This window comes from Streptomyces sp. NPDC050423 (genome assembly GCF_040655445.1).
In the GTDB taxonomy this organism is placed as follows: Bacteria; Actinomycetota; Actinomycetes; order Streptomycetales; family Streptomycetaceae; genus Streptomyces.
In genome coordinates this window covers 1-18367 of record NZ_JBFAJY010000045.1, presented here as the reverse complement: position 1 = coordinate 18367, position 18367 = coordinate 1, and the positions used below count along the sequence as shown (strand labels likewise).

The window sequence follows — 18367 nt, the reverse complement described above, 5'->3', positions numbered from 1 at the left end:
TCGTCTTCAGGTTCCGTCAACCCGGCCATGCTAACCAGCCCGCACGTCGGCCGCCTGCGCGTACCGGTGCGGGTGTGGCGAGCCTGTGACACCCGCGAGTCCCCGCGCGGGCGCCCGTGCGGGCCGTCGTCGGGCGGCCCCGGGGCGTGCGGATACCCTGGAGGAGTGACGTTCCCGGTAGTCGGCATGGTCGGTGGCGGTCAGCTCGCCCGTATGACCCACGAGGCGGGCATCCCCCTCGGCATCAAGTTCAAGCTCCTCAGTGACACCGCTCAGGACTCGGCGGCCCAGGTCGTGAATGAAGTCGTCGTCGGCGACTATCGCGACCTGGACACGCTGCGTGCCTTCGCGCGCGGCTGTGACGTGATCACCTTCGATCACGAGCACGTGCCGACCGAGCACCTGCGGGCCCTGGAGGCGGACGGCATCCCCGTGCGCCCCGGCCCCGACGCGCTGGTGCACGCCCAGGACAAGGGGGTGATGCGCGCGAAGCTCACCGAGATCGGCGCGCCCTGCCCCCGCCACCGCATCGTGAAGGACCCGGCCGACGCCGCGGCCTTCGCCCACGAGGCCGGCGGCTTCCCCGTCATCCTCAAGACGGTGCGCGGCGGCTACGACGGCAAGGGCGTCTGGGTGGTCCGCTCCGAGGCGGAGGCGGCTGAACCCTTCCGGGCCGGTGTCCCGGTCCTCGCGGAGGAGAAGGTCGACTTCGTAAGGGAGCTGGCGGCCGACATCGTCCGCTCGCCGCACGGCCAGGCCGTCGCCTACCCGGTCGTCGAGTCGATCCAGGTCGACGGCGTCTGCGACACGGTCATCGCCCCCGCCCCCGAGCTGGACGAGCGCCTCGCGGGCGAGGCCCAGCAGCTCGCGCTGCGGATCGCGGCCGAGCTGGGCGTGGTCGGCCATCTCGCGGTGGAGCTGTTCGAGACCCGCGACGGGCACATCCTCGTCAACGAGCTGGCGATGCGCCCCCACAACTCCGGGCACTGGACGCAGGACGGCGCGATCACCTCGCAGTTCGCCAACCACGTCCGGGCCGTCCTCGACCTCCCGCTCGGCGACCCGCGCCCGCGCGCCGCCTGGACGGTCATGAGCAACGTCCTGGGCGGCGACTACCCGGACATGTACCAGGCGTACCTGCACTGCATGGCCCGCGACCCGCAGCTCAAGATCCACATGTACGGAAAGGACGTGAAGCCCGGCCGCAAGGTCGGCCACGTCAACACCTACGGCGACGACCTGGCGGATGTGCGCGAGCGCGCCCGGCACGCGGCCGACTACCTGCGAGGAACGATCACCGAATGACTTCTCCCTCCTCCGCCGCACCGGTCGTCGGCATCGTCATGGGCTCCGACTCCGACTGGCCCGTCATGGAAGCGGCGGCCAAGGCCCTCGACGAGTTCGAGATCCCCTTCGAGGTCGACGTCGTCTCCGCCCACCGGATGCCGCACGAGATGATCGCGTACGGGGAGAACGCCGCGGGCCGCGGCCTCAGGACGATCATCGCGGGCGCGGGCGGCGCCGCCCACCTGCCCGGCATGCTCGCCTCGGTCACCCCGCTGCCGGTCATCGGCGTGCCGGTCCCGCTGAAGTACCTGGACGGCATGGACAGCCTGCTCTCCATCGTGCAGATGCCCGCCGGTGTCCCCGTCGCCACCGTCTCGGTCGCCGGCGCACGCAACGCGGGCCTGCTGGCGGCCCGTATCCTCGCCGCCCACGACAGCGAGCTGCAGGCCCGCATGGCCGAGTTCCAGAAGGAGCTGAACGACCAGGCCACGGAGAAGGGCAAGCGGCTGCGCGCCAAGGTCCAGGGCGGCGACTCCTTCGGCTTCGGAAAGTAGGGCAGTGATGGACCAGCTGGAGCGGGCCCGGGAACTCCTCGCGGAGCACCCCGTCGTCGACGGCCACAACGACCTCCCGTGGGCACTGCGCGAACAGGTCAACTACGACCTGGACGCCCGCGACATCGCCACCGACCAGTCGGCCCACCTGCACACCGACATCCCGCGGCTGCGCGCCGGCGGCGTCGGCGCCCAGTTCTGGTCCGTCTACGTACGGTCCGACATGGCGGGCGAGGACGCCGTCAGCGCCACCCTGGAGCAGATCGACGCGGTCGCCGAACTGCTGGCCCGCCACCCCGCCGACCTGCGCCGCGCGCTGACGGCCGACGACATGGAGGCGGCTCGGGCCGAGGGCCGCATCGCCTCCCTGATGGGCGCCGAGGGCGGCCACTCCATCAACAACTCGCTGGGCACCCTGCGCGCCCTGCACGCCCTCGGCGTCCGCTACATGACGCTGACCCACAACGACAACATCGCCTGGGCGGACTCGGCGACCGACGAACCGGGCGTCGGCGGGCTCTCGCCGTTCGGCCACGAGGTCGTACGGGAGATGAACCGCACCGGGATGCTGGTCGACCTCTCGCACGTGGCGGCCACGACGATGCGCGACGCCCTGCGCACGTCCACCGCACCGGTGATGTTCTCGCACTCCTCGGCGCGGGCGATCTGCGACCACCCGCGCAACATCCCCGACGACGTCCTGGCGCAGCTCCCGGCCAACGGCGGCATCGCCATGGCGACCTTCGTACCGAAGTTCGTCCTGCCGGAGGCCGTCGCCTGGACCCGGTCCGCGGACGAGAACATGCGCGCACAGGGCCTGCACCACCTGGACACCACCGAGCGGGGCATGAAGGTCCACGCCGCGTTCGAGGCGGCGAACCCCCGCCCGATGGCGACCGTGGCGACGATCGCGGACCACCTCGACCACATGCGCGAGGTCGCCGGGATCGACCACATCGGCATCGGCGGCGACTACGACGGCACCGCGTTCCTCCCGCAGGGCCTGGAAGACGTCGCGGGCTACCCGAACCTGATCGCGGAACTGCTGGGCCGCGGCTGGTCCGCCGCCGACCTGGCCGGGCTCACCTGGCAGAACGCGGTACGGGTGCTGCGCGCCGCGCAGGACGTGTCCCGCGACCTGTCCGCCCGCCGCGGCCCGTCGCACGCCACGATCGAACAGCTGGACGGCTGAGCCGCCCGGCCAGGCCCTGCGGACCCCTCTTGTGGCCCCTCCTAGCAGGCGCAGAGACAGAACGGGTGCCCCGCCGGATCGGCGTACACCCGGAAGGTCCGCTCCCGGTCCTCCGCTTCGAGCACCGTCGCACCCAGCGCCAGCACCTCCCGCTCCGCCGCGTCCAGATCCTGCACGGTCAGATCCAGATGGAACTGCTGCGAGCCGTCCGGACGCGGCCACTGCGGCGGTACGAAGCCGGGCGCGGCCTGGAAGGCGAGCGGCGTGCCGGAGCCTCCCGTGAGATCCACCCAGTCCCCCTGCTGCTCGACCTTCCCGCCGAGCACCTGGGCGTAGAAACCGGCCAGAGCGACGGGATCGGGGCAGTCCAGGACGACGGCACCCAGTACGGCAATAGCCATGACGACTCCTCCTCGGGCAGACATGATCGGAATCGGTTACCGGCAAAGCGGCTCAACCAGTAACCGTTACTGCATACTCCCGTAGTGGGGGTAACGTCGCAACCGAGAATGAGAACCGATGGTGAGTGACGATGAATGAGAGGGACTCCGCCCCCGGCGGACTCGCGCTGATCGAAGCCCTGGTCAACACCCTGGACGTCGAGACGGGTGCGGACACCCTCGACACGGCCGACGGGCGCGCCGAATTCGCCCTCGCCGAGCGGGACGCCCCGGCGGCCCGCGCCCTGCGCGAGGCCCTGCGCACCGTCTGCCTGGCCCACGCGGGCCACCGCCCGCCCGAGGGCGACTCGGTGTCCCTGCTCGACCGGCTGCTCGCCGACGCGCCCCTGCGCGTCACCGTGGACGCGGCGGGCGCCGCGGCGCTGCGCCCCGTCGAGGAGCCGCCCGGACTGACCGCCCGGGTCGCGGCGGCCATCGCCACCGCGTCGGCGGACGGGACCTGGGCCCGGCTCAAGGCGTGCGAGGCGGCGGACTGCCGCTGGGCGTACTACGACCGCAGCCCGGCGGGACGCCGTCGCTGGTGCTCGATGTCGGTGTGCGGTGCCCGCGCGAAGATGCGCACGTACCGCGCGAAGCGCGGCTGAGGGCAGCAGGGAAGGGGCCCGGACCTCCGGGCCCCGGGGATCAGGCCTTCGGCCGTCCCATCGCCCGGAACGTCCACCCGGCCTCGCGCCACACCGCGGGGTCCAGTGCGTTGCGCCCGTCCAGGATGAGCCGGCGGCCGGCGGCCTCGCCCAGCACCGCCGGATCCAGCTCGCGGAACTCCCTCCACTCGGTCAGGTGCAGCACCACATCGGCGCCCCGCACCGCGTCCAGGGCCGTGTCCGCGTAACCGAGTGTGGGGAAGAGACGGCGGGCGTTGTCCATGCCCTTCGGGTCGAAGACCGTCACCTGGCCGCCCTGGAGGTGGATCTGCCCGGCGACGTTCAGGGCCGGTGAATCGCGTACGTCGTCCGAGTCCGGCTTGAAGGTGGCGCCCAGGACGCCCACCCGCTTGCCGAGGAAGGAGTCGCCGCCGACGGCCTCCCTGGCGAGCTCCACCATGTGGCCGCGGCGCCGCATGTTGATGGAGTCGACCTCGCGGAGGAAGGTCAGCGCCTGGTCGGCGCCCAGCTCGCCGGCGCGCGCCATGAAGGCGCGGATGTCCTTGGGCAGGCAGCCGCCGCCGAACCCGATCCCGGCCCGCAGGAACTTCTTCCCGATCCGCTCGTCGTGCCCGATCGCCTCGGCCAGCTTCACGACGTCGCCGTCGGCGGCCTCGCAGACCTCCGCCATGGCGTTGATGAAGGAGATCTTGGTGGCCAGGAAGGAGTTGGCCGAGGTCTTCACCAGCTCGGCGGTCGGGAAGTCCGTCACGACGAACGGCGACCCCTGCGCGACCGGTGTCGCGTACACCTCGCGCAGCACCTTCTCGGCCCGCTCGCTCTCCACCCCGACGACGATCCGGTCCGGGTGCAGCGTGTCGTTGACGGCGAAGCCCTCGCGGAGGAACTCCGGGTTCCACGCCAGCTCGGCCCCGTCGCCCGCGGGTGCGAGCTCGACGAGCCGCGCCGCGAGCCGGGCCGCGGAGCCGACGGGCACGGTGGACTTGCCGACCACCAGGGCGGGCCTGGTCAGAAGGGGGGCGAGCGAATCGAAGGCGCTGTCCACGTAGCTCATGTCGCAGGCGTACTCGCCGTGCTTCTGCGGGGTGTTCACGCAGACGAAGTGCACATCACCGAATTCGGCCACCTCCTCCCACGAGGTGGTGAAGCGCAGCCGCCCGCTGGCGCCCTCGATGCCCGCGACGTGCTTCTTCAGGATCTCTTCGAGCCCCGGTTCGTACATCGGGACCCGGCCGGCCGACAGCAGTTCGACCTTCTCGGGCACGACATCGAGCCCCAGCACCTCGAAGCCCAGCTCCGCCATGGCCGCGGCATGGGTGGCGCCGAGGTACCCGGTGCCGATCACAGTGATCCTGAGGGCCATGTAGTGCTCCTGTGAGATGCGGACAGACGTGCGGTGAACGAGCATAGTCCTGCCACTGAATCGCTCCATTCCGGCTGTCGCGAAGCTCACGGCTCCAGCTCGTATGCCTTTCCCGGGGCGGGCGCCTAAAATTGTGTTACTTAACGGTAGTTAGCATCCTGGGGAGTGAGAGTCTTGGCGGGTTCGACCGATTTCGACCTGTACCGTCCGGCCGAGGAGCACGACATGCTCCGTGAGACGGTGCGTGCGCTCGCCGAGGCGAAGATCGCCCCGCACGCGGCAGCGGTCGACGAGGAGGCCCGCTTCCCGCAGGAGGCGCTGGACGCCCTGACCGCCGCGGACCTGCACGCCGTCCACGTACCGGAGGAGTACGGCGGCGCCGGCGCCGACGCGCTCGCCACGGTCATCGTGATCGAGGAGGTGGCCCGCGCCTGCGTGTCCTCCTCCCTCATCCCGGCCGTGAACAAGCTCGGCTCGCTCCCGGTGATCCTGTCCGGCTCCGAGGACCTGAAGAAGAAGTACCTGGGCCCGCTCGCCAAGGGCGACGCGATGTTCTCCTATGCCCTCTCCGAGCCCGACGCGGGCTCCGACGCCGCCGGCATGAAGACCAAGGCCGTGCGCGACGGCGACTTCTGGGTCCTCAACGGCGTGAAGCGCTGGATCACCAACGCGGGCGTCTCCGAGTACTACACGGTCATGGCGGTCACCGACCCGACCAAGCGCTCCAAGGGCATCTCGGCCTTCGTCGTCGAGAAGTCGGACGAGGGCGTCTCCTTCGGCGCCCCGGAGAAGAAGCTCGGCATCAAGGGTTCCCCGACCCGCGAGGTCTACTTCGACAACGTCCGCATCCCCGCCGACCGCATGATCGGCGAGGAGGGCACCGGCTTCGCCACCGCGATGAAGACCCTGGACCACACCCGCATCACCATCGCCGCCCAGGCCCTCGGCGTCGCCCAGGGCGCGCTGGACTACGCCAAGGGCTACGTCCAGGAGCGCAAGCAGTTCGGCAAGCCGATCGGTGACTTCCAGGGCATCCAGTTCATGCTCGCCGACATGGCCATGAAGCTGGAGGCGGCCCGCCAGCTCACCTACTCGGCCGCCGCCAAGTCCGAGCGCCTCGACAGCGACCTCACCTTCTTCGGCGCCGCGGCCAAGTGCTTCGCCTCCGACGTCGCGATGGAGGTCACCACGGACGCGGTCCAACTGCTGGGCGGCTACGGCTACACGCGGGACTACCCGGTGGAGCGGATGATGCGGGACGCGAAGATCACCCAGATCTACGAGGGGACGAACCAGGTCCAGCGGATCGTCATGGCGCGCAACCTGCCGTAGCGGCGGACACACGGATCGGCGATCACGGCCCCCGGCGCGCTTGCCGGGGGCCGTGTGCGTGGCCCCCGGCGGCAGTCCGGGCGGTGTGTGACCGGCGCCTGCGGAATGCGGAACGCCCGGCCAAAGCCCCTTCCTGGCCGAGCGGCTTGCGCGGCAACGCAGTCAGGGACGCGCTCGCGGAGCGCGCGAAACGCCGCTGGTATGGTCCGCGAAGGCTTTTGTGCGACGTGATGGAGTTGGTTCGGTGAAGCTGCTCCCGCTGTTCCTCCGGCGGCCGATAGAAGCGGTGTACGAGCGGCGACTGGCCGCCACCCTCGTGGGGTTGCCGCGCCCGCAGCACGTCGGGATCATGCTCGACGGCAACCGGCGCTGGGCCCGGCAGGCGGGCCACACGGATCTCCGGGAGGGGTACCGGGCGGGCGGCGCGAAGGCGACCGAGTTCCTGGACTGGTGCGAGGCCGCCGGAATCGAGCGTGTGACCCTCTTCATGCTCTCCGACGACAACCTCGGGCGCCCCGCCGAACAGCTCGGCCCGCTGATCGAGATCATCAAAGAGACCATCCAGGACATCACGGCCGTCGGCCGCCCCTGGGAAGTCCAGGTGATCGGATCGCTCGACCTGCTGCCCGGCGCCACTGCCCAGGCACTCAAGGAGGCCACCGCCGCGACGGCCGGGCGCAGCGGGCTCAAGGTGGATATCGCGGTCGGCTACGGCGGCCGACGGGAGATCGTCGACGCGGTGAAGAGCGCCTTCGAGGAACACCGAGCGGCGGGTGGTGACCTGGCCGAACTGGTCGAGCGGTTCGACATCGAGGACATCTCCCGGCATCTGTACTCGCCGACCGCTGCCCACACCGACTTCATCATCCGGACCTCCGGCGAGCAGCGTCTGTCAGGTTTCCTGCTCTGGCAGTCCGCGTACGCCGAGATGCACTGGGTGGACTGCTACTGGCCGGCGTTCCGCCGCGTGGACTTCCTGCGCGCGATTCGCTCGTACGCACATCGGCAACGTCGATTCGGTAAATGACTGCCGTCGGCGCCCGGCCCCGCGCAAATTGCCATTGGGGCACGATCAGCTCCCGAGCAGGCCACTCCGCCTGACGATTCAACCGCCGCGTCATCCGTGCCGCGAGACATGTCCGGGGCCGTCCGCGTGCACCGTGCTCCCAGCCGTTTCCGGGGGCGACCAGGAGCGACTGGGAACGACCGGGACAGCGGCGACAACCGTCCGGGCGGGCGTAGTTACCCAGCCGGGGCTACTTCCTTGCGAAGACTTCCGTGGCGGTAGTGGCGGTCAGGCGGCGGCTGTGTGCAGGTCTTGGTGTGTGTCGGTTCGGCAGTCGCGGCAGTGGCCGGGGGTGGTGGAGCGGAAGGCGCGTTCGCAGGTGTCGCAGTTCTGGAGCGGGATGGCGATGGTCTTGCGGCGGGGTGGGGTGAGGGCTGTGGTGCCGGGGAGTAGGGGTGGCAGGAGTGTGGTGATGCGGTGGCGGAGGAATTTCGCCGGGTGTTTGACGGGGGTGGGGAGGTCGTTGGTGAGGGTGTGGCGGATGGTGTCGGGGTGGGTGTCGCGTTCGAGCCAGGTGGCGATGCCGGGGGTGAGGGTGGTGATGTCGGCCTCGGTGAGGGTGAGTTGGGGTGCGTGACGGCGTAGGTCGGCCAGGAGCGCGGAGGCGGCCCGGTGCAGCTCCTCGGTGGGTGCGTACGGCTGGGGGAGCGGCGCGGGAGGTGTCCGGGCGGCCGTTGGCGCCGGTACGAAGACCGGGTCGGGCAGCGGTGCGGACTGTGGCTCGGGTGCCGGGGCGGGCGGGGGCGGAACCGGTGCCGACTGCGGTTCGGGGGGTGTCCGGGCGTCTCGGACATCCCACGGGGCGACGACGGCTGAATCACCAAATCCGTTTCTTCGCAACGAAGTTGACGCGCACTCTCGTGGGCGGAAGCTGATTACGGGAACAAAGCTGGGGTAGGTGCGGCAGCTGAGCCGTTGGAGACGAGCATGAACAGGACCCCGTCTGTGTCAGATCCCATACCGGCGTTACCCGGCCACGACGTCCTCGACGCGTACGTCGACCGGTACGGCCCCCGCCTTCTGCTGTGGGTCTGGGACAGGGCGGAGGGCGGACTGCACCGCCACGTCTCCTGCGCCGGGTTCGGCTCTCTCCAGAGCATCCCCATGAGCGCGGTCAGGCTCATCGTCGACCACCTGTGCGCCGAGGAGCTGATCGACGCCGTCGGCGGGCCGGGGCCGGAGACCGGGGCTCCCGTGGTCACCCTGCGGGCCGCCGGGGCGGCCCGCGCCCGCCGGCTCCAGGCCCTGCGTGCGAATGCCGCCGAGCGGACCCGTCACGCGGCGCGAGCCGTACTGCACTGGATCCATGCCAATACGCACCGGCAGCCACTGCGGATCAGCGGCTTCCTCGACTCGCCGGACGTCTTCTTCCTCGGCGACGCCCTCTCCCGGAGTGAGGTCGCCCGAGCCCTCACCTATCTGGCCGCCGAGGAACTGATCACCTGCGAGGGACCGCCGTTCCACCATGACGTCGGCTCACACGTGGCGCTCACCTCGCAGGGCGTGTCGGTCGTGCTGGCCGGCGCCACGGACATCGGCGCGTATGTGGCACGGCAGCGTGAGTACCGTCGGCCCACCCAGCACACCCACATAGAGGCCGGGACGATCGAGCACCTCACGCAGGGCGACTCCGACCACAGCGTGCACACCTCGATCGAGATGCACACCGCGCTCCCACCCGCCGGTCTCGCCAGGCTCATCGCGGAACTGGCGCCGGCCCTCGATCTCGATCCGGAGTCACTCGCGGCCCTGATGCGGAGCGCGAATTCGCTGGCGGGCGGCGGCGTCCCCGACGACGAGCCGCCCCCGGACCGGCAGCGCGGCCTGATGGAACGGATTCGGCACAGCCTCGCCTCCGCTCCCGACACGGTCGGCCGACAGCTCCTCCTGGACGCGGTCGGCCAGGCACTGGGCCGGATGCTCGGCGGCTGACGCCCCACGGGCCGGGCCCGCGGCACGGGGGCCGCACAGTACGGAGAAGGACGGCGGAACGGGGGGATGGGCGATGCGGACGCCTTTGTACGCACGGGATCCGATCTTGCGAGGACTGGTTCCCCGGCTGGTGGGCATGGCGCCCGACCGGCGGGAACTGGTGCCCCAGGAGCACCGGGACGACCTGCCCGTGACGCTGCTCTCCGGCAGGCACGGAACGGGCAGGACCGCGGTCCTCGACGCCCTGGACGAGTTCTACCGCGGGCGGATCCCGCTCGGCAGGGTCGACGCCGCGCGGGTCGAACAGGCACACCGGTCAGGACCCGCGGCGGCCAACACGTCGGCGGTGGTCGAGATCCTGGAGCACCTGGCCTGTGGACTCGCGCCGGTGGTACCTGGAGCAGTACGGCTCCGCTTCTCCCGCCTGCTGCCGGGGCTGTTCGCCGTGTCCAGCTGGCACCGCGGTGACGAGGAGCAGCAGGCGCTGGCCCGTGACCGGATCGCGCGCCTGCTCGTCGCCTGCGGCCTGACGAAGGGGGCGGAGGGAACCGAGGGGGACGCCACCGACTGGACGTACGACGTCAGTGAGCGCCTCGCGGACCCGGACCGGCGCCAGCACGATCTGGCCCCTGTCACCGAGGCGGTCGTCCAGCAGTACTTCGGGCGGCACACACGGACCCGCGCCGCGAGGGCGGTGCAGCAGTGGTACCAGAGCCGTTCCAGCGGCTCCGACGACGCGGAAGCCGCCCTGATCCGGCTCAGCCTGCGCTTCCACCAGGGCGGTGACTTCCAGGACGCCGTCGAGCGCACCCTGACCGCGGCCTTCCTCGAAGACCTCTCCGACGCCTACGGGCGGTGGCAGCGCGTCAACCGGACACCCCGGCCGCTGGTCCTGCTGGACAACACGCACACCGCGGCCGGGCGGCGCTTCCTCGGCCTGCTGCTCGACCACCGGGCCGCCCCCGGATCCGGTGTCCAGGACCCCCTGGTGGTCGTGGCGACCCGACTGGGCGGCGGCGCGGCCCTCTACCCGGACGCGACGCCCCGGGAGCTGCCCGAGCTCACCCAGGCGTCCGGCTGGGAACGCACCGTCGCCTCGTCGCCGTCGGCCGGAATACTCACGGTCGCGCTGCCCCCGCTCGGCCGCGGAGACCTGCTGCTGATGCTCGACGCGGCCCAGGGGCCGTTGCCCCGCCACCTCCCGTCCGCCCTGTACTCCCTCACCCACGGGCATCCGGAGGGCAGCCGGGTGCTGTGCGAGGCGGTCGTCCGCGCCCGGCACGTCGTCGACCCCGAGGCCCTGCTCGACCTGCCCGTCGGGGAGGGCCGGCCGGCCGGCGAGGTACTGCTGGAGCGGCTCGTGCCCCAGCCCCAGCTGCGCGCCCATCTGGCACCGCTCGCCCTGGCACGTGACCGGGCCGCCGCACAGGTCCTGACCACGGCGGCCGTGCTCGCCGACGGCGGACTCCCCGGCGCGGGGCTTCCCACAGCGGCCCGGTATCTGGTGGAGGAGCACTGGACCGACGGTGCGCAGGCCGCGGCGAGCGGGGAAGGGCCCGGAGCCGAAGCAGGATTCGTGGCCGACCCCTTCCTGCGGGCCCTGCTGGTCCACGAGGCGCGCCGGACCTGCGCCGCGGCCGGGCCGGGACGGCGCTGGGCGGACCTGCACGGCCTCCTGCGGCAGCATCACGAGGAGCGCGGAGCCGGCCACGAGCCGGACGTCCTGCGGCACGAGCTCGCCGTCGGGGACGCGGAACCGGTGGTGAGCAAGCTGACGGAGTACTTCGGGAGCTGGCCGGCCGACCGCTGGCTCACGGCCCTGCCTCGTGTCGCCTCGGCCCCGCACCCTCCCCGGGCGGAGTGGACCGATCACCGTGCCGAGATCGCCCGGGGCGCTCACGACCACCTGTACGAGGAGGCCGACGACATACACCGGTCCGTCAACCGGCTGCTACACGCTCTCTGGTACCTGTCCGAGACGTACGCGGAACCGATGGACGACCTGTGCGAGGACATCGGCTCCGAGCTGGCTTTTCTGTCGATGCGTCATCCGTCGGGCCGCGTGGTGCTCAACGAGGCGGCACACTCCTGGCCGGCCGCCGTACGTGAGCGGAGGCCCTGCCCGACGTACGGACCTGACTACGGACGCGGCCCTCTCCGCGGCGAGGAGTGAGAACTGTGCTGGACCGTTTCAGAAACCGGGCGATGGGCCCGGGAGACAAGGTCATCGCCCTGACCGTGGGCGTCCTCCTGCTCGCGGCAGCCGCCTTCGCGGTCGTACGGATGCTGCCGGAGAAATGCGGTGACGGCTTCGAGGAGGCGGCGAAGCAGTGTGTCGGCGTCACCGCCGGCGTCCTGGACGGTGACCCGGAACTGGATGGCCTGGTACACGCGGTGGCGGACGAGAACGCCCGCGTCGAGAAGGGCTGGAAGGACCCGGAGAACGGCAAGGCGCGCATCCCCTACGTGCGCATCGCCCTGATGATGCCGTTCACCACGGACGCCACCAGCGCCATGAGCAAGGCGCAGATCGCCCGCGCCCTGGCAGGTGCCCATGTGGCGCAGCTCCGGGCGAACGCGCAGGCCGGACCGCGGTACGAGCTGCTTCTGGCCAACGACGGGAAGGACCTCGACCACTGGCGGCCCGTCGTCGACCGGCTCGTGCCGATGGCCGCCGACGAGGAGTCACCGCTGGTCGGCGTATTCGGCATGCCCAACAGCATTCCGGACACGCTCGCAGCGGCCAAGGCGCTTTCCGAACACCGGATTCCGACGGTAGGCCCCATTCTCACGTCGACCACGATGCAGGCCGGCTACTTGTTCAAGACCTCACCTTCGAACGACCTCCTGGTGCAGGCGCTGGGTGCGTATCTGGAGAAGCATCCGGGGGACGCGAACGGCTTCCTGGTGTCCGACCGGCGAGAGCAGGACAGCTACTCCACCGACCTGAGGGACGTCTTCCTCAAGCACTTCGGCAAGAAGTACGGACTGAAGCAGCGCCAGGCGTCCTACCTGGGACTCATCGGTGACGACAAGGGCGTCCCCCAGCGCTTCGCCGACGTGGCCAGGAGCATCTGCCAGACCAAGGCGGACACGGTCTTCTTCGCGGGCCGCGATCACGACCTGCCCCATCTGGTGAACCGGCTGGCGAGCGAGCCCCTCTGCACTCACGCCAAGCCGACACGCATCCTCAAGGTGGGGATCGGCATGGATCCGGAGTCCACCGGGTCGGCGATCACCGCCCACCTGCGTGAATCCCGGATCACCCTCGTCGGCGCGGCCTCGGTCGACACCGTGTCCTGGAAGAAGAACGCCGCACAGCTCCCGGCCGGGCCCCGGGACTTCCTGGAGTACTTCGAGAAGCTTCAAAAGACCATGCCGGACAAGCCGGTGTGGGGCGCGAAGCCCCTGGACGACGGCTATGCGGTCATGTACCACGACGCCTTCACCGTGCTCGCCCAGGCCACCGACCGGGCGTACGACGACATCAACGGCGAAGGGGGAGAGGAGACGGGAGAGGACCGGCAGGGGAAGCCCGGGGCCATCGACCTGCCGAACCACGACGACGTGTACAACACGGTCGTCAACATGAACATCCTCGGCACCGACACCGGTGCGAGCTGCGTCAACTGCATGCGCGGAGCCAGCGGCACCTTCGGCTTCGACGACTCCCCGGACACCCGCAAGTGGGCCGTCTGCAAGCCCGTGCCCGTCATCGAGTACCCAGCCGCACCCCCAGCCGGTAAGGACAGGAAGGCCGACCGCGTCTACCGCACCTACGAGGAGACCTTCGACGGCTCCTGCCCGTGAGGTGCTGTCGCGTGACACCGGCTCCTGCGGGCGGGAGGACTACTCCTCGGTGAAGACTTCCTCGGCCGAGGTCGCGGTTGCGGCGCGTTGGAGCCACTGCTGCAGGAGCTGGGGGTCGGTGCAGGTGGTGATCTTTTCGCGGGTTTCGTCGGTGAGGGCGATGCCGCGTGCTTGGAGGACGAGCAGGAGGCCTTCGGCCTGGCCCGTTGCCTGGCCTTCTGCGCGGCCTTCTGCGCGGCCTTCGGCTCGTCCTTCGTCGCGGATTTCTTCTGACATGAAGGATGTGTAGAAAGAGGTATCCACGGCCACCAGGTTCCTCCATTGTTGTGCGGCTGGGCGGTTGCCCAGGCCTTGTGCGGTGAGCTGACCATGCAGGTCCGTTCGGGGTTGAGGGTGGGTGCGGCTCCGGCTGCGGCCGTGGTGGTGACGCGGCGAGTGCCGGTGCGGCCGTGCCTGGCCGGTCTTACGAGACCGTGCGGGTGATGGCCCGGCAATCCAGAGCCGTACGCGGCTGTGTGCTGGGCGAAGTGGGTGCCGACGCCTCTGGACTTCGCCACGAGCATATGCCAGCCAACCTGCCTCAAAACCAACCCAGTTGTCATTTATCACCCGTGTGAGTGATGAGGGCCGGGGTGAGGCGGGAATGGGCTGGGTCCGTTTCCCACGTTCCTTTGAAACCTGGGCGTCCGAGACCCGGTGGAGTCAACGGCCGGCGAGCGCCCCGATGATGAGGAGCTCCTTCCGCGCGCTGCGCCTGCCGGGTGAACTGCACTCGGTGTATACGTCGTTGCCCGGACCTGATTCCTGCTGCGGCATGATCGACGGCATGGGACACACACACCTGCCGAGCACCGAGGCCGCAGTCGCCGCAGTCCGTGAGGTCGCGCGCGCGTACGAGCTGGAGATGGCCGTCACCGATGACATCGGTGCGGACCAGACATCCCGCCGCACGTCGGCAGGCGCCTTCGCGGTGCTCGACACGGACGGGTCGCTCCCGCACGAGGCGTTCGTCGAGCTGGGCGGTGTCCCCGCCGTCACCGTCCAGGTCTTCCCCGAGGACGACGCGAAGATCACCGTCGACGGGGTGGAGTTCAATGACGTCCCCCGTGACTCCGTGCCCGTGTTCCTCCGCTCCGTGTACGGCGGAACGGCCTACGTGAAGGGGAAGCTCTTCCCGCCCGGCCGGTGGCTCGTCGTACCGCTGCCCGGGGACGAGACGTACAAGGAACTCGTCCCGCGCGGCATCCTCAGCCCGTGGCTCGCCCGGAACATCCGTGACTAGGGAGTGTCCGCAGAGTCGGGCGCTGCTCCTACGTGCCCTTTGAGGAATTAGGCCGGCCCGGAGAACCGCGGTGGTGGGGGCAGCCTGCTCTTCTCGGATCGGGGGCTGAAGACCGAGGTGACCGCGGTGGTCTGGGAGCGATGAACTACCGGCGGTTGAAAGGGGCCTTGGCCGGGATGAGGACGTCGGCCAAGGCCATGCGGCGCGCGCGGCAGGGTGCTTCCGCGGCCGGTCTGGCATCCGGTGCCGTGTCGGGTGCGGTGTGCGGTAGCGGTCCGGTCAACGGTTACCAGGTGCTGGAGCAGGTGGTGCAGCTGCCGGTCAGCACGTGGCGTTACCACTGGGACCCGCCACACGTACGCCACCTGGGGCCCATGGCGCAGGACTGGTGGAAAGCGTTCGGGGTCGGTGAGAACGACCGGACCATCTGCTGCACCGATGCCAACGGAGTGGCCGTCGTCGCCATCCAGGCACTGCACCGGGAACTGGCCGAGCTGCGCGGCGAAGTCGCGGCACTACGAGCCCGGACGGGAGGAGGGGAGCAGCACCGGGGAGGGGGGTGACAGCAGCCGCACGGCAGGCCCCCCGTTCAGGCATCGGTGCGGGATGCCCGGCCGTCACGCGCGCCGGACAGGCCCGGGTGCCCCGCCCGCGGGCCTGACTTCTCGGCACCGCCACCGGGCACCAGCCGCTCGCCCAGCAGGACCGCGCAGCCCGCGACGCTCAGCAGGCCGCCCAGCAGGAACGTGCCCCGTACGCCGGACAGCGACAGGACCAGTCCGCCGAGCGCGGCGCCCGCAGCGATACCGGCGTTGTAGGCGCCGGAGTTGGCCGCGAGAGCCATGTCCGTGCGGCCGGGGGCGCAGTGCAGCATCTCGTTCTGGGTGGCCATGAACACCGGGCCGAGCGCGGCGCCGGTCAGCGCCAGGAACACCACCGCCGCGACCGGATCGGCGCCGGTCGCGTACAGGCCGAGCATGCCGACCGCCTGAGTCGCGATCGCGGTGGCCAGTACGGAGTCGGGGAAGCGGTCCAGCAGCGCTCCGGTGAGGGTCACCCCGGCCAGGCACGCGACGCCGAAAGCCACGAGCAGGGCGTTGACCGCGCTTCCGGAGAACCCGCTCACGTCGCTCAGGAACTTCACGACGTACGTGTATCCCGCGAACGCGCCGGTGGCGGAGAGGATCCCGGCCGCCAGCACGGTGCCGAAGCGGCGGGCATCGGGGCGGGTGCCGTACGCGGCGTGTCCCTCCTCCGCGCGGGAGGTCGGCAGCAGGACGGCGATCGTCACCAGGGAGACGAACCCCAGCGCCGCCACCCCCGCGACCGGCACCGGCCAGCCGCTCCGCCGGCCCAGCCAGGTCCCGACGGGCACCCCGAGCACGAGGGCCAGCGAACCGGCGACGGACAGCGCCCCGATCACCCGCCCACGGATCCGGGGCCGGAACAGCCCCACCGCGACCGGCCCCATCACCGCCCAGAACAGCGCCTGGGCGAGCGCCGTCAGCAGCCGGGCCCCGAGCAGCAGCCAGTAGGAGCCGGCCAGTGCCGCGACCAGGCTGGACACGACGAGTGCGGTCAACAGGGCCGTGAGCACGTGGCGTCGGGGCATCGTCCGCGTGAAGTGGGCCAGCGGCAAGGACGCGACGGCGACCGTCACGCCGTAACCGGTGACCAGGTAGCCGACCGACGGCAGGGACACGTGCAGGTCCTCGGCGATGAGCTCCAGGAGACCGATCGGCAGGTTCTCCGCGGTGTTGAACGTGAAGGCGGCCAGCATCAGCGCGCCGAGTACCGCCGGCCCTCGTTGCCTTGCGGCGAGCTCGACGATCACTCGAACAGTCTGGCAGACAGGGCGAACGCCGTCCGGTCCGAACGTAAGACCCCGGGGCGGTAGTGGTTCCGCCGTGCCGGGGGCGGTGGCGTACCTTCCCTTTCCATGACGGACATCGACGAGCTGCCCGAGCTGACCGGCCTGTTCGAAGCGCTGGGTGCCGACGACGCGGCCGGCTGGGCCGAGTCGGAGGCCGAGGAGAACATTCCTCAGCTGGCCAGGTACCGGTTCCTGCGCATGGTCTGGCAGGACATCGACGCCTGGAGCGCGGCGGCGCCCGACTGGGTCGAGGCCTACCGCAGGGGCGGACTGGCGGGCGGGGCCGTCGAGCGGGCGCTGCGGCTCGGGCTGACCCCGGGCGAACTGGGCGAGATAGCCCGCGAGATCGCCAAGGAGACCGCGTTCGGCCTGCTCTACGGGCTGGCCGACCCGGCGGATGGCGATCTCCCGCCGGAGACCGAGGCGAGGCTGCCCGGCTGGTGTCTGGCCGAACTGTCGCCGGAGGGCAGACCCACGGGGAGGATTCTGGACGCGCTCTACGAGGACTTGGACGAAGCGGAGCCGCAGGGCCCGACCGGAGGTGTCACATGACCGCGTTCGACGTGAGTGAGCGGAGGATCTGGGACGGGCGGGCCGAGAGCTACGCCCGGACGTTCGCCCGCCTCTGCGCCCGTACGGTGCCCGCCCTGCTGGACGCCGCAGCCGTGGACCGCGGGACCCGGCTGCTCGACGTGGGGTGCGGCAGCGGCAGTGTGACGGTCGCCGCCGCCGGCCGCGGCGCGGTCGTACGGGCCGTGGACGCCGAGCCCGGCATGGCCGCGGCCACCCGGCGGGCGGCGCCCGGCGTCGAGGTCCGTACCGGATCGCTGCCCCAGTTGCCCTACCCCGACGGGGAGTTCGACGCGGTCGCGGCGAACTTCGTGCTCAACCACGTGGGCCGTCCGCTGGACGCGCTCGTCGAGCTGCGCCGGATCACCCGCCCCGGGGGCCGGGTCGCCGTCACCATCTGGCAGGTACCCGGCGGCTCCGGGCAGGCGCTGGTCGGACGGGCCGCGGAGGCTGCCGGACTGACCCGTCCCGCCTGGCTGGCCACGGTCGACGAGGAGCACAACTTCCCGCGCGACCCGGAGGGGTTGGGCGCCCTGCTGACCGGGGCCGGGCTCGGGGACGTACGGAGTGAGTCGCTGTCCTGGGACCACCGCGCGGACCCGGAGGACTGGTGGGCCGGGCCCGCGGCCGGGGTCGCCGCGATCGGGCAGCTGGTCAACAGCCGGGGACCGGAGGGGGTGGCGGCGGCGAAGCGGGAGTACGACGTGCTGTGCGAGGAATTCACCTCGGAGGGCGGGGACCTGGTGCTGCCGCACCGCGCGGTGCTGGCGCAGGGGCGGGTCTAGGGCCTGTATCGGGTTGTCCCGCGGCGTCACGGGGCTGGGCACGCACGCTCGCAGCGTTGCCGAAACGCCCTGGTAGCTCCACTACGAGGGCGCTCCGGCGCCTTGCGATCGCACGCACCCAGCCCCGCTCCTTCTTCCGCGTGACAACCCAATACAGGCCCTAGGGCGTGTTTCGAAAGTCCCGCCTGCCCGGCGGTGTCTGGCACGCACGCTCGCCGCGTTGTCGGGATCGCCCCGATACAACCAGTATCGGGG

General features: G+C 71.0%; 18 protein-coding genes. 13 read left to right on the top strand and 5 right to left on the bottom strand.

The window, feature by feature from the left end; all coding sequences use genetic code 11:
- The first annotated feature begins 27 nt into the window (after window positions 1-27).
- From AB0I52_RS27735 to AB0I52_RS27725, 3 genes are read left to right on the top strand one after another with little or no spacing between them, the layout of a single operon-like run.
- On the top strand, window positions 28-1305 hold the full coding sequence (locus tag AB0I52_RS27735) for a 5-(carboxyamino)imidazole ribonucleotide synthase (RefSeq protein WP_363077088.1): 1278 nt from the start codon (window positions 28-30) through the stop codon (window positions 1303-1305).
- On the top strand, window positions 1302-1841 hold the full coding sequence (gene purE, locus AB0I52_RS27730; protein WP_363077086.1) for a 5-(carboxyamino)imidazole ribonucleotide mutase: 540 nt from the start codon (window positions 1302-1304) through the stop codon (window positions 1839-1841). The genes AB0I52_RS27735 and purE overlap by 4 nt, the downstream gene beginning before the upstream one ends.
- 7 nt (window positions 1842-1848) lie before the next feature.
- Window positions 1849-3033 (top strand): dipeptidase, encoded by a 1185-nt coding sequence (locus AB0I52_RS27725; RefSeq protein ID WP_363077084.1) that lies wholly within the window; start codon window positions 1849-1851, stop codon window positions 3031-3033.
- 41 nt (window positions 3034-3074) lie between these two features.
- Here AB0I52_RS27725 and AB0I52_RS27720 read toward each other — a convergent pair whose 3' ends face one another.
- A complete protein-coding gene (locus AB0I52_RS27720; RefSeq protein WP_363077082.1) occupies window positions 3075-3434 on the bottom strand; it encodes a VOC family protein in 360 nt (119 codons plus the stop codon).
- Window positions 3435-3565: 131 nt separating this feature from the next.
- On the opposite strand from AB0I52_RS27720, the gene AB0I52_RS27715 reads away from it, so the two are divergent.
- Complete coding sequence (locus tag AB0I52_RS27715) at window positions 3566-4078, top strand: CGNR zinc finger domain-containing protein (RefSeq protein WP_363077078.1); 513 nt, start codon at window positions 3566-3568, stop codon at window positions 4076-4078.
- A gap of 40 nt (window positions 4079-4118) precedes the next feature.
- Here the strand turns inward: AB0I52_RS27715 and AB0I52_RS27710 are convergent, their stop codons facing one another.
- Window positions 4119-5462 carry a UDP-glucose/GDP-mannose dehydrogenase family protein gene (locus AB0I52_RS27710; protein WP_363077076.1) on the bottom strand — a complete coding sequence of 448 codons (1344 nt, stop codon included), beginning with the start codon at window positions 5460-5462 and terminating at the stop codon, window positions 4119-4121.
- A 174-nt stretch (window positions 5463-5636) separates the two neighbouring features.
- Here AB0I52_RS27710 and AB0I52_RS27705 point away from each other — a divergent pair, with 174 nt between their 5' ends.
- Together AB0I52_RS27705 and AB0I52_RS27700 are read left to right on the top strand one after the other, a co-directional pair.
- Window positions 5637-6794, top strand: coding sequence for an acyl-CoA dehydrogenase (locus AB0I52_RS27705; protein ID WP_363077074.1), 1158 nt, complete (start codon window positions 5637-5639; stop codon window positions 6792-6794).
- A gap of 244 nt (window positions 6795-7038) precedes the next feature.
- The gene (locus AB0I52_RS27700; RefSeq protein ID WP_363077072.1) at window positions 7039-7821 is read left to right on the top strand and encodes an isoprenyl transferase; all 783 of its coding nucleotides are present in this window, start codon (window positions 7039-7041) and stop codon (window positions 7819-7821) included.
- A gap of 267 nt (window positions 7822-8088) precedes the next feature.
- On the opposite strand, the gene AB0I52_RS27695 is transcribed toward AB0I52_RS27700, so the two are convergent.
- Window positions 8089-8700, bottom strand: a complete 612-nt coding sequence (locus AB0I52_RS27695) for a hypothetical protein (protein ID WP_363077070.1) — start codon at window positions 8698-8700, stop codon at window positions 8089-8091.
- Between the two features lie 105 nt (window positions 8701-8805).
- Here AB0I52_RS27695 and AB0I52_RS27690 point away from each other — a divergent pair, with 105 nt between their 5' ends.
- From AB0I52_RS27690 to AB0I52_RS27680, 3 genes are all read left to right on the top strand, one after another.
- Window positions 8806-9792: a hypothetical protein gene (locus AB0I52_RS27690; protein WP_363077068.1), complete on the top strand. Its 987-nt coding sequence runs from the start codon at window positions 8806-8808 to the stop codon at window positions 9790-9792.
- Between the two features lie 106 nt (window positions 9793-9898).
- Window positions 9899-11965, top strand: a complete 2067-nt coding sequence (locus tag AB0I52_RS27685) for an ATP-binding protein (protein WP_363077066.1) — start codon at window positions 9899-9901, stop codon at window positions 11963-11965.
- 5 nt (window positions 11966-11970) lie between these two features.
- On the top strand, window positions 11971-13602 hold the full coding sequence (locus tag AB0I52_RS27680; protein WP_363077064.1) for an ABC transporter substrate-binding protein: 1632 nt from the start codon (window positions 11971-11973) through the stop codon (window positions 13600-13602).
- A gap of 39 nt (window positions 13603-13641) precedes the next feature.
- Here the strand turns inward: AB0I52_RS27680 and AB0I52_RS27675 are convergent, their stop codons facing one another.
- The gene (locus AB0I52_RS27675; protein WP_363077062.1) at window positions 13642-13911 is read right to left on the bottom strand and encodes a hypothetical protein; all 270 of its coding nucleotides are present in this window, start codon (window positions 13909-13911) and stop codon (window positions 13642-13644) included.
- Window positions 13912-14428: 517 nt separating this feature from the next.
- On the opposite strand from AB0I52_RS27675, the gene AB0I52_RS27670 reads away from it, so the two are divergent.
- Complete coding sequence (locus tag AB0I52_RS27670) at window positions 14429-14884, top strand: hypothetical protein (RefSeq protein ID WP_363077060.1); 456 nt, start codon at window positions 14429-14431, stop codon at window positions 14882-14884.
- A 176-nt stretch (window positions 14885-15060) separates the two neighbouring features.
- A complete protein-coding gene (locus AB0I52_RS27665) occupies window positions 15061-15447 on the top strand; it encodes a tail fiber domain-containing protein (protein ID WP_363077058.1) in 387 nt (128 codons plus the stop codon).
- A gap of 26 nt (window positions 15448-15473) precedes the next feature.
- Here the strand turns inward: AB0I52_RS27665 and AB0I52_RS27660 are convergent, their stop codons facing one another.
- Window positions 15474-16664 carry an MFS transporter gene (locus AB0I52_RS27660; RefSeq protein WP_363077171.1) on the bottom strand — a complete coding sequence of 397 codons (1191 nt, stop codon included), beginning with the start codon at window positions 16662-16664 and terminating at the stop codon, window positions 15474-15476.
- Window positions 16665-16823: 159 nt separating this feature from the next.
- On the opposite strand from AB0I52_RS27660, the gene AB0I52_RS27655 reads away from it, so the two are divergent.
- Window positions 16824-17309, top strand: coding sequence for a hypothetical protein (locus AB0I52_RS27655; RefSeq protein WP_363077056.1), 486 nt, complete (start codon window positions 16824-16826; stop codon window positions 17307-17309).
- Window positions 17306-18112, top strand: coding sequence for a class I SAM-dependent methyltransferase (locus tag AB0I52_RS27650; RefSeq protein ID WP_363077054.1), 807 nt, complete (start codon window positions 17306-17308; stop codon window positions 18110-18112). The genes AB0I52_RS27655 and AB0I52_RS27650 overlap by 4 nt, the downstream gene beginning before the upstream one ends.
- Window positions 18113-18367: the final 255 nt, after the last annotated feature.